Genomic DNA, 16,513 nt, shown 5'->3' on the forward strand with positions numbered 1-16,513 from the left:
GTGTGAACTTGGCTCTTGGGCCAGACAATCAGGAAGTCTCATGATTTATCATCGAACATGAGTATGAAGTAAACGAGGCAGTTCGCTTTCCCGACCTTCGTCGATGAAAAGATTGCCGAATTACCCCTTCTGGTCTAGCTGCACACCTCAACGCCACCGGATAGAAGCCTGATGACACTGAACATTTCCCCAACGACCTCCTCTGCCCGGAGCTGCCTGGCTGTCGTGCTGGCCGCAGGGGAGGGCACCCGGATGAAATCCGCGCGGCCGAAGGTTCTGCATCATATTGCGAACCGCTCTCTGCTCGGTCATGTCCTGGCTACCCTGGCGGATGCCGGCGCCACGCAAACCGCCGTAGTGGTCGGTCCCGACCGGGAGGATGTCGAGGCAGAGGTGCGCCGAAGCCTCCCGAACGCGAAAATCTTCGTGCAGAGGGAGCGGCTCGGCACCGGTCATGCCGTCCTGAGCGCCCGGGAGGCCTTGGCCGGCAACCATGACGACGTGATCGTTGCATATGCAGATACGCCCCTCGTCCAAACGGAGACCTTCGCGAAGCTGCGCGCGCCTTTGGCCGAGGGAGCAGCTGTGGTGGTGATGGCCTTCGAGGCGAAGAACCCGGCAGGTTATGGGCGTCTCATCACATCCGGCGATCAGGTGCTTGCGATCCGGGAGCACAAGGATGCCACGGAAGCGGAGAGGGCGATCACCCTCTGTAATGGGGGATTGATGGCGATCCGGGGCGATGTGGCCCTGATGCTCCTGGACAAGGTCGGCAACGACAACGCCAAGGGCGAGTATTACATGACCGATATCGTCGAAATCGCCCACAAGGCCGGTCTTCGAGCGGCGGTCATGGTGGTTCCCGAGGAAGAGGTCCATGGGATCAATGACCGCGCGCAACTCGCGGCAGCCGAGCGTATGATCCAGGATCGGTTGCGTGAGGCTGCGATGGCGGGCGGCACGACCCTCGTTGCGCCGGAGACGGTTTTCCTCAGCTACGACACGAAGCTCGGGGCTGATGTGATCGTGGAGCCGCATGTGGTGTTCGGACCGGGCGTCACGGTCGAGCCAGGAGTGGTCATCCATAGCTTCAGCCATCTGGAGGGGACGAGCATCTCTACCGGTGCGGGGGTTGGACCTTTTGCCCGCCTGCGCCCGGGAGCCGCCATCGGGCCTAAGGCGAAGGTCGGGAATTTCGTGGAGATCAAGAACACGGATCTCGGGGCTGGAGCCAAGGTCAGCCACCTGACCTATCTCGGTGACGCCAAGATCGGAGCCGGCGCGAATATCGGAGCCGGAACGATCACCTGCAATTATGATGGCTACAACAAGCACCTGACCCAGATCGGCGAAGGCGCTTTCATCGGCTCCAATTCCTCCCTTGTTGCCCCTGTCACCATCGGTGAGGGAGCCTTCGTCGGTTCAGGCTCGGTGATTACCGACAGCGTCCCGGCCGATGCCCTTGCCCTCGGGCGTGGACGTCAAGTCACGAAAGAGGGATGGGCCGTCGAGTTTCGAGCTAAGGCCAAGGCGGCAAAAGGAAAATAGGGAGCGCTGTCACAATTTGTCATGCAAGTTGATTCCAGCGAAAGCCGCTCGCTCTATATGGAAACGAAGAGCTTGGCCTAACGTCTCAAGAGAGAGCCTAAGATATGTGCGGAATTGTTGGAATCGTCGGCAACACCTCTGTCGCACCGCAAATCGTCGAGGCGCTGAAGCGGCTCGAATACAGGGGCTATGATTCCGCTGGGGTCGCAACGCTGGAATATGGCCGTCTCGACCGCCGCCGCGCGGAAGGCAAGCTGCGCAACCTTGAAACTAAGCTTTCTCAATCTCCGCTCTCGGGCGTCATCGGCATCGGCCACACCCGCTGGGCCACCCATGGCAAACCGAACGAAACCAACGCTCATCCTCACGCAACCGACAAGCTGGCGGTCGTTCATAACGGCATCATCGAGAACTTCCGCGAGCTGAAGGAAGGCCTCCAAGCCAAAGGCGTGCAGTTCGAGACGGAAACCGACACCGAGGTTGTGGCGCAGCTCGTCACTTATGAAATGCGCCAGGGCCGGGGGCCTGTCGAGGCTGTCGCCGTGACACTTCCGCGTCTGCGCGGGGCTTTCGCACTCGCTTTCCTGTTCAATGGCGAGGACGATCTGCTGATCGGAGCGCGCCATGGCGCGCCTCTCGCCATCGGCTATGGCGAGGGTGAGATGTATCTAGGCTCCGACGCACTGGCGCTCGCGCCTTTCACCGACGACATCACCTATCTCGAGGACGGCGATTGGGCGCTTCTGCGCCGCAAGGGCGCCGATATTCGCAATGCGTCGGGAGAGCTGGTGCAGCGTCCGCGCCACAAGATTCTCGCCAGCTCCTTCATGGCCGACAAGGGCAACCACCGGCACTTCATGGCCAAGGAGATTCACGAGCAGCCGGAAGTGGTGGGCCGCACGCTTGCGCATTACGTGAACTTTACGGCTGGCCAAGTCGCGCTTCCGTTTGAGCTTCCCTTCGATTTCAAGAATTTGAAGCGGATTTCGATTTCCGCCTGCGGCACTGCCTATCTTGCGGGCCTGATCTCGAAATATTGGTTCGAGCGTCTGGCGCGCATTCCGGTCGAGATCGATGTGGCCTCCGAATTCCGCTATCGCGAGGCCCCTCTGGAGCCTGGAGAACTCGCGCTTTTCGTCTCTCAATCCGGAGAAACGGCCGATACTCTGGCATCCCTGCGTTACGCGTCATCCGAGAAGCAGCATACGCTGTCTGTCGTGAATGTTCCGACGTCCACCATGGCACGCGAAAGTGCCGTCGTGGCACAAACGCTCGCAGGCGTCGAAGTGGGCGTGGCGTCAACCAAAGCCTTCACCTGCCAGCTTACCGTTCTTCTTTCTCTCGCCATTGCAGCTGGCCGCGCGCGCGGCGTGTTGAGCGCCGAGGACGAGAAGGAATTGGTGGATGCGCTTATTGCCGTCCCTGGCCAGATGAGCGAGGCCATGAAGCGCGAGCACCAGATCGAAATTCTGGCCCGCGAGCTCTCGAAGGCCAAGGACGTGCTCTATCTCGGACGCGGAACGTCGTATCCGCTTGCCATGGAAGGGGCGCTCAAGCTCAAGGAGATCTCCTATATCCACGCCGAAGGGTATGCGGCTGGCGAGCTGAAGCATGGGCCCATCGCCCTTATTGACGAGACCATGCCGGTGATCGTCATCGCGCCTTATGACAACATCTTCGAAAAGACCGTCTCCAATATGCAGGAGGTAGCCGCACGCGGCGGGCGAATCATTCTCATCACGGACGAGAAGGGCGCTCTGGAAACGGGCCTCGATACCATGGCCACCATCGTGATGCCGTCGGTGAATCCCGTCGTCGCACCAATCGTGAACTCGATCCCGATCCAGCTGCTCGCATATCACACTGCCGTCTTCATGGGCAAAGATGTGGACCAGCCGCGAAACCTCGCGAAGTCCGTGACCGTGGAGTAGCCTCAAGCATCATGTCTCTGCTTGCAGATCATCTCGGAGACGATCAGTCCGAGGTTTTCTGCATGTAGAGCTGATGGGGTGGAAGGGCGAGGATATTGAGCTTCCGGCAATAGATGTTGGTGAAGGCGTCCAGGGCGATTTTCGGGCTGCGGGTCAGATCCTTGCCGGAGGGCAGGTCCTCAAACCAAAGATAATCGTCGAATATCAGAAGGCCTCCCGTTTTCAGCAGCCGGAAGCTTAATATGGCATCGCACAAGACATCCGGAGCCTGATGCGATCCATCGACGTAAACCATATCGAAAGAGCTCTCATGGCCTGAAGCCAGGATCTTTGCGAGCTGCGCATGAGAGAAGCCCTTGTGCACCACCAGCTCCACCGGATTCGGAGCAGACTCGGCCATCGTCCTGGCGTTTTTAAGGAAACGCGCTTCGACGGCGCTCATATCGGTTTCCGCGCCGCCTCCCTCCTGGTGTTCGATGCCGCCTTCCCAGGTGTCGATGCAGTGCAGCTCAAGCGGATGAAGAGGAGCGAGCTTCTGAACGAGATAATAGGCGCTGGCGCCTTCATAAGAACCGATCTCGAGAATCTTTCGCGGCTGGAATTGTGGGATCAACTGATCCCAAACCGGTCTCGCCGTGTCCTCGAACCATGTGTTCGTAAACTCAAGTTGGCTCATCGGCAGCCTCTTTGATAATGGGATAGATTATCAAAAGTCGCTCGCCGGCGCCAATGGCGCTCCGATCACCCGGCGCGAAGCAGCTTGATCGCGGAATCCCGCTCGAACAGATAAAGCATTGTCCGCAGGGCCTGCCCGCGTTCGCTCATCAGTTCCGGATCTTTATCGACGATCAGCCGCGCATCGTCCCGGGCCGCCGCGAGAAGATCGCCATCCACCTCCAGTCGCGCGAGCTTGAAGCCGGGAGTGCCGGATTGGCGGGTGCCGAGCACCTCACCTTCGCCCCGAAGGCGCAGGTCCTCCTCGGCAATGCGGAAGCCGTCTTCGGTCTGTCGCATCATCTCCAGGCGAGCCTGCGCGACCTGACCGAGCGGGCCTTTATAGATGAGCAGGCAGGTCGAGGACTTGGAGCCACGCCCGATGCGACCGCGCAACTGATGAAGTTGTGCAAGGCCGAAGCGCTCCGCGTGCTCGATCACCATGATCGTGGCATTAGGCACGTCCACACCCACTTCGATCACGGTGGTGGAGACAAGGATCTTGGTCTCGCCGTTGGAGAACCTTTCCATGGCGGCGTCCTTGTCCTTACCGGCCATCTTGCCATGTACGAGACCCACCTGATCGCCGAAGAAGCTCTTGAGTGTTTCGAAGCGCTCCTCGGCAGCGGCAAGATCGATGGACTCGGATTCACCCACCAGCGGACAGACCCAGTAAACCTGGTCGCCATTGACAACAGCGCGCCCGATGCCCCCGATCACTTCGTCGAGCCGATCGATGGAGATGAGCTTCGTGGCGATGGGTTTGCGGCCTGCCGGTTTTTCACTCAGCACCGAAACATCCATGTCGCCGAAATAGGTGAGCGCCAGGGTTCGCGGGATCGGGGTTGCCGTCATTACAAGAATATCGACGGCCTCGCCCTTCGAGCCAAGCGCCAGGCGCTGGTGCACGCCGAAGCGATGCTGCTCGTCGACGACGGCGACACCGAGATCATGGAAAGCAACGCCCTCCTGAAACAGGGCATGGGTGCCCACTGCAATCTGGATGCTGCCATTGGCAAGCCCCTCCAGAACTGTTCGCCGAGCAACGCCTTTCTCACGACCGGTAAGAAGCGCGATTGTCAGCCCTGCCTCTTCGGCCATGGGAGCGAGGCGTTCATAATGCTGTCGAGCGAGGATCTCCGTTGGCGCCATCATGGCTGCCTGACGACCGGCTTCGATTGCGCTTGCCATGGTGAGGAGACCAACCACGGTTTTGCCTGACCCAACATCGCCCTGGAGCAGGCGCAGCATCTTCTTGTCGGACACAAGGTCCTGGCGAATGTCCTCGATGGCCTTGGCCTGGGATGCAGTAAGGCCAAAGGGCAGGGCTTTCGTCAGCTTATCGACGAGACGTCCGTCCCCCGCATTCACCCGTCCCGGCAGACGGCGCATGCGGCTGCGGACGAGGGCGAGGGCGAGCTGGGAGGCGAGCAGTTCGTCATAGGCCAAACGGCGGCGCGGGGCGGACTTGGCAATTGCCTCCTCGGACAATTGCGAGGCGTTATCGGGCCTGTGCAACGCAAAGAGGGCTGTCCGAAAATCGGGCAGAGCATTCCGGTCGAGCCAGGCGGGATCCTGCCATTCGGCGAGGTTCGGGACCCGCTCCAGGGCAGCGCCGATGAACTTGCCCACCATGCGCGAGGAAAGGCCCTCGGTCAGGCCGTATACAGCCTCGACGGCCGGCAGGCTTTCAATGCCTTTCTCATCCAGGATACGGTCCGGGTGCACCATCTGGCGGCGGCCGTCCCACAGTTCGATCTTGCCCGACACATAGCGGCGCTCGCCCAAAGGCAGGAGCTTTTCCAGCCGCGCTTTCTGCCCATTGAAGAACACGAGCGATACGTCGCCGGTCTCGTCCTCTACGACAATCCGGTAAGGAGCACGGCGGCCGGGCGGGGGCGGGCGATGGGCCACGACCGTTACCGAGAGGGTCACTGGCTCACCCACAGGTGCATCGGCAATCGAGCCTTTCATTTCCCTGGAAATGCCGCTGCTCGGCAGGTGAAACAGCAGATCTGCCACGCGCGCAGGCTTTCCCGGCTCACCCAGGAGGCGGTCGAGGAGGGGGGCAATTTTCGGTCCAACGCCGGGCAGAGCGGCTGCCGGGGCGAACAGGGGATCGAGAATGGAAGGGCGCAAGGGCATCAAACGGGTGTCAAGTCGAAGGGAGATGGTTATATAGCGGCCATGCCGCTTCGACGCGACGTTATCTTTATCTCACCGGAGCATTTTCATGAGCGGGACGACACGCACAAGCGCCGACCTTGATGTCCGCCGCAAGCAGATCCTTTACAGATCCTGGCACCGGGGTATGCGCGAGATGGACCTGATCATGGGCCGCTTTGCCGATTCCGAGATCGGCAACCTCTCCGATGAGGACTTGGCCGAGTTCGAGCGCCTGATCGAGGTGACGGACCGGGATCTGCTCGGCTGGATCACGGGAGAGATCGAGACGCCTACGAACTACAACACCCCCCTGTTCCGCCGCCTGAAGGCGTTTCACACCCATACCTCGCCGATTCACAACTGACGTCGTCCTTATCCGAATTCTGACGAACCGGGCGGAGAAGCCCGCGTTCTCCTCCATTGTGACCTGATACGCTGCCATGAAGTCTGCTCTGACCCGCGCTCTCGACGCCCTTAAAAAAGGCCAAGGCCTGACGCTTGCCAGCGTTCCGGACGGCTTCGACGCGCTCGCTGTTGCCGATCTGGCGCGCGGCCTGTCGGGAACTATCGAGGGGCCGGCCGTCCTGGTTCATGTGGCACGGGACGGCCAGCGGCAGCAGAATTTCGCCAACAGCCTCGGTTTCATCGCGCCGGAAATCGAGATCCTCACATTCCCCGCCTGGGATTGCCAACCCTATGATCGGGTGTCGCCGAATGCGGCAATCACCGCTCAGCGCATGACGACCCTGGCGCGCCTTACCCGCTCCAAGACATCCGAGGAAAAGCCGCGGATTCTCTCCACCACTGTGAACGCCCTCGTCCAGCGCGTCGCGCCGAGAAACCGCATCGCCGCAGAAACCTTCTCGGCCGAGCCGGGCAACGTGGTCGACACGACGCTTCTTATCAACTGGCTCGAATCCAACGGCTTCATGCGGACGGGCACGGTGCGCGAAACCGGCGAATATGCGGTGCGCGGCGGCATCATCGACCTCTACCCGGCGGGGCTGCCTAATCCGGTGCGCCTCGACTTCTTCGGCGATGCGCTGGAATCGATCCGCTCCTTCGACCCCGAGAACCAGCGCACGGTCGGAACGCTCCGGTCCCTCGATCTCGTGCCCATGAGCGAGGTGCAGCTTACCACGGAGAGCATCAAGCGCTTCCGTCAGTCCTATGTGGCCGCTTTCGGCGCTCCAACCCGTGACGACCGGCTCTACGAGGCGATCAGCGAGGGGCGGCGCTATCCGGGCCACGAGCATTGGCTGCCCCTGTTCCATGATCGTCTCGACACGCTACTCGATTACGTGCCCAGCATTCCGGTGGTCTTCGATGCGTTGGTGGACGATGCGGCCGGCGAGCGCTTGTCTCAAGTAAAGGACTATTATGACGCCCGGCGCGAGAACATGGGGCAGAACCAGCCCGGCGTCGCGCCTTATCGCCCGCTGCCGCCGGACCAGTTGTATTTCAAACCAGATGAATGGGCAGAGCGTACCGCTTCGCTGCCGCTTGCGAAACTCACGCCGTTCGCCATGCCCGAATCCGGCGCGCCACGCATCGTGGTGGATTGCGCCGCGCGCCAGGGTCGCAATTTCATCGCGGAGCGCGCGGACGAGAGCGCGAACGTGTTCGAGGCTGTTGTCGCCCATATTCGCGACCAGCAGAAGCAAGGCCGCCGCGTGATCCTGGGGGCGTGGTCGGACGGCTCGCGCGAGCGCCTGTGCCATGTCCTGCAGGACCACGACCTGAGGCAGACGAAGCCGATTGGCCGCTTCTCGGAGGCGATGGCCTATCCGCGTAACGAGATTCCCGTTGGCATCTGGCCATTGGAGCATGGCTTCGAGACAGGCGACCTGACCGTCATCAGCGAACAGGACATCCTCGGCGACCGCCTCGTGCGCCAGAAGCGCAAATCCAAGCGTCCACAGGACTTTCTCACGGAGGTCGCCGCTCTCACGCCCGGCGATCTCGTGGTGCACGTGGATCATGGCATTGGGCGTTTCGAAGGTCTCAAGACCATCGAAGCTGCGGGGGCGCCGCATGACTGCCTGGAACTGCATTATGCAGGCGGCGACCGCCTGTTCCTCCCGGTGGAGAACATCGAGCTTCTGACTCGTTACGGCTCGGAAGAGACGGAAGTTCAGCTCGACAAGCTCGGCGGTGGTGCTTGGCAGGCTCGTAAAGCCCGCATGAAGCAGCGCATCCGCGAGATGGCTGGCGCCCTCATGAAGATCGCCGCAGCGCGCATTCTCAAGGATGCGCCGCGCATGATCCCGCCGGAAGGGCTCTACGACGAATTCGCTGCCCGTTTCCCCTATGACGAAACCGAGGATCAGCTCAACGCCATCGAAGCGGTGCTCGACGACATGGCATCGGGCCGTCCTATGGATCGCCTCGTTTGCGGTGACGTGGGTTTCGGCAAGACGGAAGTTGCTCTGCGCGCCGCCTTCGTTGCTGCCATGAGTGGCAAGCAGGTGGCCGTCGTCGTGCCGACCACTCTGTTGTCTCGTCAGCACTACAAGACCTTCTGCGACAGATTCCGTGGCCTGCCGCTGAACATCGGTCAGGCCTCGCGCTTCGTACCCTCGGCCGAATTGAAGAAGACGAAGGAGGGATTGGCGGACGGGTCGGTCGATATCGTCGTCGGCACTCATGCCGTGCTGGGCAAGTCGATCAAGTTCAAGGATCTCGGCCTCATCATCGTAGACGAGGAACAGCATTTCGGCGTGAGCCATAAGGAGCGCCTGAAGGAACTGCGCGCCGAAGTGCATGTGCTGACGCTCTCCGCAACGCCGATCCCGCGCACCCTTCAGCTGGCGCTCACAGGCGTTCGCGAACTTTCGCTCATCACTACGCCGCCGGTGGATCGTCTCGCCGTCCGCACCTTCATCACGCCATTCGATCCGCTTCTCATCCGCGAGGCGCTGCTGCGCGAGCGTTACAGGGGCGGGCAGGCATTCTATGTCGTGCCGCGCCTCGACGATCTCGGCGAGGTGAAGGCCTTCCTCGACAAGGAAGTGCCAGAGGCGAAGGTGGCGGTCGCGCACGGCCAGATGGCGGCGGGCCAGCTCGAAGACGTCATGACGGCGTTCTACGAAGGGAAGTATGACATTCTGCTCTCTACGACCATTGTGGAATCCGGCCTCGATATTCCGACTGCCAACACACTGATCGTGCATCGCGCCGATATGTTCGGCCTGTCGCAGCTCTACCAATTGCGTGGGCGAGTGGGCCGGTCGAAGACCCGCGCCTATGCTCTCTTCTCGGTGCCGGCCAACAAGAATCTCACGGCGCAGGCCGAGCGGCGTCTCAAGGTCCTCCAGACACTCGATACATTGGGCGCAGGCTTCCAGCTCGCCTCGCACGATCTGGATATCCGTGGGGCGGGCAACCTGCTTGGCGAGGAACAATCAGGCCATATCAAGGAAGTGGGTTATGAGCTCTATCAGCAGATGCTCGAGGAGGCCGTCGCGCAGCTGAAGGCCGGTATCGAGGAGCCTGCAGAGGATCAGTGGTCGCCTACGATCGCGGTCGGCGCGCCGGTGATGATCCCGGAGAGCTACATCGCAGACCTGCAATTGCGTCTTGGCCTGTATCGCCGACTTTCGACCTTCGAAACGGACACGGAGATCGACGGCTTCCGCGCGGAGCTCATCGACCGTTTCGGTCCTGTACCGTCAGAGGTCGATCAGCTTCTGAAGATCATGGCAATCAAGGTGCTGTGCCGTCGCGCCAATGTGGAGAAGGTGGATGGCGGTCCGAAGGGCATCATCATCTCCTTCCGCGACAACTCCTTCGCAAATCCGACGGGTCTCATTTCCTACGTGACGGAACAGGCCTCGTTCGCGAAGGTGCGTCCGGATATGAAGATTGTATTCGTCCGCGACGTCGAAACCCCTGATGAGCGCATCAAGACATCGACCATCATCCTGCGTGATCTGGTGAGGATTGCCGAAAAGAAGGCAGCTTAAGACGGACTGAGATCAAAGGTCTGCCGCAGCCACAGCACGCGTGCTCAGTTCGTTCTGCAGCATCGTAACCGCACCGCTAATGCCGCCTGTGACGATGACAGGCGTGTGGCTTTTGGCCAAAGTCTTGCGCAGTCGGGTGGCAAGTTCCAGGAACCGGCGGCGTTCTGGCCAATCGGCATGCTGAGGCATCTGCAGAACTACGGCGGCAGGGCTCGGGATCAGCGCGAGTACATCGTCTGCAGCCTCAAAAGGGGCTGTGACGCTCGCATATCCCATACCTGCAAGTTCGGCCGAAAGTGCGCAGTCAGGCGCGCGGTCGCCGTTGTCGACGACGAGAACCTTCTGCATGCCATTCATTGCAACACCCTTGCGTTGGTAACGCGTTCGTTAGCCGGGAGACGTGCTCCTTAACGAACTAAGCCTTGGTTTAGTTGCATTCGCTACATGAATGGAAGCTCAACAATAAATGCAGGACTGTTTCATGGCCCTTCAGTCCGCTTCTCTCCACCATACATCGGGAGAAGAGCCGAAGAGAGGCGTCTTCAGTGGGTGCTTCAACCGGCTATCGTAGGCAAGCCATTGGTCGCCCACGTAAAATAAGGGGACGACATAGAAACCGGAGAGCAGTACGCGGTCGAGGGCGCGTACCGAAGAGACGAAGTCCTCCCTCGTTTTCGCTTCCAGAAGGGCGTCGATCATGCGGTCAATGGCAGGGGAGGTAGCCCCTGCGTAGTTGAAGGAGCCATCCTTCTTCGCCGCTTCGGAGCCCCAGCGATTGCGCTGCTCGTTTCCGGGAGAGGCTGAGGCCGGCCAGACCCACAGGATCATGTCGTAGTCGAATCGGGAAATGCGCCGCCAGTACTGGACGTCATCCACCAAGCGTACCTTCGCCTTGATCCCGATGCGCTCGAGAGCCTGCGCATAGTTCAATGCGAGGCGTTCCTGATAACGTGAATTGACCAGCATCTCGAAACGAAAAGCCTCTCCGGTTTTCCGGTTGCGAAGAACATTGTCTCTGAGACCCCAGCCTGCCTCCGACAGCAGCGCCAAAGCCTGACGGGCCATGTCCCTGTCGCGCCCAGTTCCGTCTGCCGAAGCAGGCATCCAGCGTCCTTCGAGGATGTCGCTCCGCACCGCTCCTGGAAACTGGTCGAGAAGCTCACGTTCGCGCCCGCCGGCAGGCTTCCCAGCTGAGGAGAGATCCGAACCGGCGAAGAAACTGTCCGAGCGCTTAAGGTAACCATAGAAGAGGTTGCGGTTCAGCCAGTCGAAATCGAACAGATGGCCGAGGGCCTCCCGAACCCTCACATCGGCAAACAGAGGTCGGCGGGTATTGAACACAAAGCCATTCATGCCCTTGGGAAGCTGAACAGGCAGGGTTTCGCGCTTGATCCTTCCATCGCGGGTCGCGGGAAAATCATAGCCGGTAGCCCAACGGGTCGGGTCTCCCTCGAGCCTGTAATCGTAAAGGCCTGCCTTGAACGCCTCAAACATGGTGTTGGCATCGCGATAGAGGTCGAAGCGGATCTCGTCGAAATTATAGAGCCCACGCAAAACCGGCAGATCCTTCCCCCAGAAATCCTGGCGGCGTTTCAAGACCACCCGCTCACCCGGCCGAACCTCGCTGATGGTGTAGGGGCCTGAACCGACGGGAGGGGTGAGAGTGGTTCGGTCGAAAGTATTGGGGTCGGTGGCATGAGCCGCGAAGATTGGCATCATTGCAATCAGCAAAGGCAGTTCCCTGTCATTGCTGCCAGAAAGGTCGAACCGGATACGGTAAGGGTCCTGAATCTCGACCTTTTTCACTTGGCCGAAGCTTGTCCTGTAGAAAGGTTTGCCTCGCTCTCTCAGCACGTCGAACGTAAAGCGGACATCCTCCGCCGTCAGAGCGTGTCCATCCGAGAAACGGGCCTTCGGGTTGAGGTGGAAGGTTACAAAACTCCGATCTTCCGGAAGTTCGACCGATTCGGCGACCAGTCCATAGAGCGTGAATGGCTCGTCCTGGGAGCGGATCATGAGGCTCTGGACGACATAGGTAGGAATGGCAGGCGGAGCGACGCCGAGAACAATGTAAGGATTGAGACTGTCGAACGTACCCTGAATCGCCAGCGTGATTCGCCCACCCTTAGGAGCTTCGGGGTTGGCATAGGGAAGATGAGAGAACCCGGCGGGCAGGGCAGGCTCTCCATGCATGGCGATGCCATGCCGCAGGGGCTCCGCCTGAGCTGCGACCATCGGCCTAAAGCCCGCCACGATGACGACGGCAAAAAAGCCTAAAATCCTTATGAGACTGGCTTTCATGGGGCTCCAGATGCATGACGGCGCTTCTCGGGCAATATTGTACAGAAAGTTGCCCGAAGTGACTGGAAACCTAGCACATGAAAGGTTAAAGGAGCGCCACAGGTCATGTCTTCGCCGCAATCGGCAAAGATTCACCGTCCCATTACAGGTTTAAGAACGCCGATCTCCTGCGGTCCATTCAAGAGCCGAACCTTTCGACTGAAGAGGAAGTAACGATATGTCAATCGCGACACGCATCGCGAGCTTGGGGGGCACCTACGGCCTGGCAACTGCCCTGGCCCTTCTCGCCAGCGCACCCGCCTTCGCTCAGGCCCAGCCGAAGCCTGCAGCTCCCGCCGCCCAGCCTGCGCGCCCGGCTGCTCCGGCCGCCGGTCAGCCTGCACAGGCCCAGCAGCCTGCCGGCCCCACGGTCGTCCAGGTGAAGGCTGAGCCGTCCCAGCCTGAGTGGACCAAGGTCTGCGGCAAGGACCAGAACACCAACACCGAGATCTGCTACACCACCCGTGACTTCGTCTCGGATCAGGGCCAGCCGGTTCTCGCTCTCGCCGTCTACGACGTGAAGGGCCAGCAGGCTCAGAAGGTTGTTCGCTTTGTGATGCCGCTCGGCCTGCTTCTGCAGCCCGGACTGCGCTTTGCTGTCGACCAGGGTCAGGCGACCCCCGGCCGCTTCGTGATGTGCCTGCCCAACGGCTGCTTCGCTGAGGCTCCGGTAAAGGACGACTTCATCGCTTCCCTCAAGAAGGGCGCGAACCTGAACGTGAGCGTTCAGAACCAGGTCGGCCGCGAGATCACCTTCGCCGTTCCGGCTGCAGGCTTCGCCAAGTCCTTCGACGGTCCTCCGATCGATCCGAAGGTGCTCGAAGAGCAGCAGAAGAAGCTGCAGGAAGAGCTCCAGAAGAAGAGCGAAGAGATGCGCCAGAAGATGCTCCAGAGCCAGGGCGGCGCTGCTGCTCCGAGTGCCCAGGCTGCTCCGAAGCCCTGATTGACACTACCTGCAACAAAAAACGCCGGGCGATTTGCCCGGCGTTTTTCGTTTTGATTTGAATTAATTGGCGAGCATCGGCTTGGCCCGGTAACCCCCGTTCGGCTGGCGCACGAACATTTCCTCGATCATGGGATTGCGCAGAGGCTCATCGGAATGGTCCAGCATCAAGTTCTGCTCGGACACGTAGGCAATGTACTCGGTTTCCGCGTTCTCGGCGAAGAGGTGATAGAAAGGCTGATCCTTGCGAGGGCGGGCATCCTCGGGGATGGACAGCCACCATTCTTCCGTGTTGTCGAATTCCGGGTCCACATCGAAGATGAGGCCCCTGAAGTCGAACAGGCGATGCCTGACCACCTGGCCGATTGCGAATTTTGCTAAACTCGCTTTCATGGGCATTGGTCTAACTCCTTGGACCTGGATATAGCCACACCTCGGCGAATCTCCAAATCGGAGGCCGTCACATTTCAGAGAGCCCTATCAAACACTTGCTTTCCAGACAGGCCTGGGAGGCTGATCGTTTCCCTAGGGAAGGGCGTGCGAGCATTGCATTTTCGGTCTAGTGCTCCTCCCGGGATGGGATTGCTGCAGGGTTAGAACCTTGCGAGAAGAATAGTCTCCTCGGCCCACTCTTCCATCCTTCGCATAGGGAGCCCGCGATGTCCGACCTGATCGGGCTTTTCAATCTGCTCGCCCCATTTTTCGGCCTGATCGGGCTAGGCTTCTTCTGCGGAAAAATCGTCAAGCAGCCTGAGAGCGGCTTGGCCTGGATGCAGTTCTTCCTGATCTACGTCGCTCTACCGTGCCTGTTCTTCCGCCTGATCGCTGACAAGCCCTTGGATCAGCTTGCCAATTGGTCGTTCATCGCGGCGACGACCTTCTCCACGGCCTGTGCGTTTCTTCTGTCTTTCGTGGCCGGTTGGCGGCACACGAAGGATTTGCCGCAATCGGTCATGCAGGGCGTGGCGGGTTCGTATTCCAATATCGGCTACATGGGACCGCCGCTGATCCTGGCAGCGATCGGGCCAGCCGCAAGCGCGCCAGTCGTTCTTATCTTCGTGTTCGACAATCTGTTCCTGTTTTCCATTGTGCCGTTGCTCATGTCGGTGGCTGGCGTGGAGAGGTTGAACCTGTCGGCTACGATCCGGCGGATCGTTTTGCGGGTGGTGACGCATCCCTTCAATGTGGCCACGGCGTTCGGCATCGCTGCAAGCTATCTCCATCTCCAAGTGCCGGGACCGATCGACCAGATCATTACATGGTTGTCCGGCTCCGCTGCGCCATGTGCCTTGTTCCTGCTCGGCGTTACCGTCGCGCTCCGACCCCTGGGCCGTATTCCGGGCGAGGTGCCGGCGCTGGTTTTGATCAAGCTCATCCTGCACCCGCTGCTGGTCTGGGTGGTGCTGTCGGCCTTAGGGGATTTCGGTCCGACTTGGACCTATGCGGCGATGATCATGGCGGCCCTGCCGCCGGCCCTGAACATCTTCGTCATCTCGACCCAGTACAATGTGGGCGTCGAACGCGCCTCGGCCTGCGTGCTCATAGGCACCCTGGTGTCGATTTTCACCCTGACGGCAGTGCTCTACCTCACCACCAAGACCGGCGCTCTTCCTTACGATCTCTTCCCTTAAGCCGAGGCGTCCTGCATCAGGCGAGGGGCTCCCATATGAGGAAGCACGCCTTCGCGCATGACAGCGCGGCGCAAAAAGCCGATCCTGCTGAGGGCCAGAAGACCGGCGCCCCTGGCGAGATCTGCCGGAAGTAAGCCGGTGAGGAGCGTCCGGTTAAGGCCATCGATGGCAGCTGTCCGCAGGCGGACGTCGAGATCGCGACTGAGCTGGTACTGGCGAAGGGTTTCGGACGAGCCGGGTTCGCGGCCGTTATCGAGGGCATCCACCACCGCATCCCGCAATGAAGCTACGTCCCGGAATCCGAGGTTGAGGCCTTGCGCGCCAATAGGGGGAAAGACATGCGCAGCCTCTCCAACAAGCGCCAGACGAGGGGCACCATAGCGATTGACCGACAACCCGCTCATCGGCACCAAGCCACGCGGGCCATCAACACGCATGGCTCCGAGATGCGACTGAGCCTGCCGCTCGACAGCCAATGCCAGGGCTTGATCGTCGAGCTTGGAAAGCTGTTCTGCCCGCTTCTGACTGGTCACCCAGACAAGGCTTGAGCGCTTGCCAGGCAGAGGAACGAGCGTGAAGGGTCCATTTCGGGTGTGAAACTCGGTGGAGGTCTCCCGGTGTTCACGGTCATGGGCCAGGAGTACGGCGAGAGCCGTCTGCGGGTAGGACCATGTCTGTGTCTCAATCCCGGCGATTTGGCGGAGTCTGGAGTTGCGTCCGTCGGCGGCCACGACGAGGTTCACTTCGACCTCCGAGCCGTCGGCCAGCACAATGACGGCCCGGTCTGCTTCAGCCCGGAAATCCGTGGCCTGCTCAGTCAGGATGGTCAGGTTCTCATAAGCTCGCGCGGACTCGGCAAGTTCTTCCACGAGAGTGGCGTTCTCGATATTCCAGCCAAAGGCGTCTAGGTCGATCTCGCGGGCGGAGAAGGAAACCGGGGGTGGGCGGAACAGGCTGCCGGTATCGTCGACGATACGCATGGTCTGAAGAGGCGCAGCCTCGGGGATGAGCGACGGCCATACGCCTAAGGCTTCCAGAAAACGGATGGAGCCATTGAGGAGGGCGACAGTCCGTCCATCCCGGCGCGTGTCCAGCCTCCCGATCAGAACGGTCTCGAAACCGTCCCGGGCGAACGCAAGCGCTGCGCTCAAGCCGACGGCTCCCGCACCGACAACAGCAATGCTATAGCTTTTCCTGCTCAAGAACTTTCCCCGGCATCTGATGGCAAGTGGCTTGCCGACTCACAATAAACCATGGATTCGCCATTGCCGACCT

General features: G+C 60.5%; 12 protein-coding genes. 6 read left to right on the top strand and 6 right to left on the bottom strand.

Features of this window, described 5'->3' with window-relative positions; all coding sequences use genetic code 11:
* The first annotated feature begins 171 nt into the window (after window positions 1–171).
* Window positions 172–1,548 carry a bifunctional UDP-N-acetylglucosamine diphosphorylase/glucosamine-1-phosphate N-acetyltransferase GlmU gene (glmU, locus tag BLP10_RS11870; protein ID WP_175493893.1) on the top strand — a complete coding sequence of 459 codons (1,377 nt, stop codon included), beginning with the start codon at window positions 172–174 and terminating at the stop codon, window positions 1,546–1,548.
* A 104-nt stretch (window positions 1,549–1,652) separates the two neighbouring features.
* Window positions 1,653–3,479: a glutamine--fructose-6-phosphate transaminase (isomerizing) gene (glmS, locus tag BLP10_RS11875; protein WP_091134639.1), complete on the top strand. Its 1,827-nt coding sequence runs from the start codon at window positions 1,653–1,655 to the stop codon at window positions 3,477–3,479.
* Window positions 3,480–3,522: 43 nt separating this feature from the next.
* Here the strand turns inward: glmS and BLP10_RS11880 are convergent, their stop codons facing one another.
* A complete protein-coding gene (locus BLP10_RS11880) occupies window positions 3,523–4,155 on the bottom strand; it encodes a class I SAM-dependent methyltransferase (RefSeq protein ID WP_091134641.1) in 633 nt (210 codons plus the stop codon).
* Window positions 4,156–4,220: 65 nt separating this feature from the next.
* Window positions 4,221–6,338 carry an ATP-dependent DNA helicase RecG gene (gene recG, locus BLP10_RS11885; RefSeq protein ID WP_091134643.1) on the bottom strand — a complete coding sequence of 706 codons (2,118 nt, stop codon included), beginning with the start codon at window positions 6,336–6,338 and terminating at the stop codon, window positions 4,221–4,223.
* Between the two features lie 88 nt (window positions 6,339–6,426).
* Between recG and BLP10_RS11890 the strand changes: the two genes are divergently transcribed.
* Window positions 6,427–6,723, top strand: coding sequence for an FAD assembly factor SdhE (locus BLP10_RS11890; RefSeq protein ID WP_091134645.1), 297 nt, complete (start codon window positions 6,427–6,429; stop codon window positions 6,721–6,723).
* A 76-nt stretch (window positions 6,724–6,799) separates the two neighbouring features.
* The gene (gene mfd / locus BLP10_RS11895; protein WP_091134646.1) at window positions 6,800–10,324 is read left to right on the top strand and encodes a transcription-repair coupling factor; all 3,525 of its coding nucleotides are present in this window, start codon (window positions 6,800–6,802) and stop codon (window positions 10,322–10,324) included.
* 12 nt (window positions 10,325–10,336) lie between these two features.
* On the opposite strand, the gene BLP10_RS11900 is transcribed toward mfd, so the two are convergent.
* Both BLP10_RS11900 and BLP10_RS11905 read right to left on the bottom strand, forming a co-directional pair.
* The gene (locus tag BLP10_RS11900) at window positions 10,337–10,681 is read right to left on the bottom strand and encodes a hypothetical protein (protein WP_091134648.1); all 345 of its coding nucleotides are present in this window, start codon (window positions 10,679–10,681) and stop codon (window positions 10,337–10,339) included.
* Window positions 10,682–10,813: 132 nt separating this feature from the next.
* The gene (locus tag BLP10_RS11905) at window positions 10,814–12,625 is read right to left on the bottom strand and encodes an extracellular solute-binding protein (RefSeq protein ID WP_091134650.1); all 1,812 of its coding nucleotides are present in this window, start codon (window positions 12,623–12,625) and stop codon (window positions 10,814–10,816) included.
* Window positions 12,626–12,842: 217 nt separating this feature from the next.
* Here BLP10_RS11905 and BLP10_RS11910 point away from each other — a divergent pair, with 217 nt between their 5' ends.
* Window positions 12,843–13,607: an invasion associated locus B family protein gene (locus BLP10_RS11910; RefSeq protein ID WP_091134652.1), complete on the top strand. Its 765-nt coding sequence runs from the start codon at window positions 12,843–12,845 to the stop codon at window positions 13,605–13,607.
* A gap of 63 nt (window positions 13,608–13,670) precedes the next feature.
* On the opposite strand, the gene hspQ is transcribed toward BLP10_RS11910, so the two are convergent.
* Window positions 13,671–14,000, bottom strand: a complete 330-nt coding sequence (gene hspQ, locus BLP10_RS11915; protein WP_091135065.1) for a heat shock protein HspQ — start codon at window positions 13,998–14,000, stop codon at window positions 13,671–13,673.
* Window positions 14,001–14,266: 266 nt separating this feature from the next.
* On the opposite strand from hspQ, the gene BLP10_RS11920 reads away from it, so the two are divergent.
* Complete coding sequence (locus BLP10_RS11920) at window positions 14,267–15,238, top strand: AEC family transporter (RefSeq protein WP_091134655.1); 972 nt, start codon at window positions 14,267–14,269, stop codon at window positions 15,236–15,238.
* Here the strand turns inward: BLP10_RS11920 and BLP10_RS11925 are convergent.
* A complete protein-coding gene (locus tag BLP10_RS11925; protein WP_091134657.1) occupies window positions 15,235–16,440 on the bottom strand; it encodes a UbiH/UbiF family hydroxylase in 1,206 nt (401 codons plus the stop codon). The genes BLP10_RS11920 and BLP10_RS11925 overlap by 4 nt on opposite strands.
* Window positions 16,441–16,513: the final 73 nt, after the last annotated feature.

It is taken from the genome of Microvirga guangxiensis (assembly GCF_900102135.1).
Classification (GTDB): domain Bacteria; phylum Pseudomonadota; class Alphaproteobacteria; order Rhizobiales; family Beijerinckiaceae; genus Microvirga; species Microvirga guangxiensis.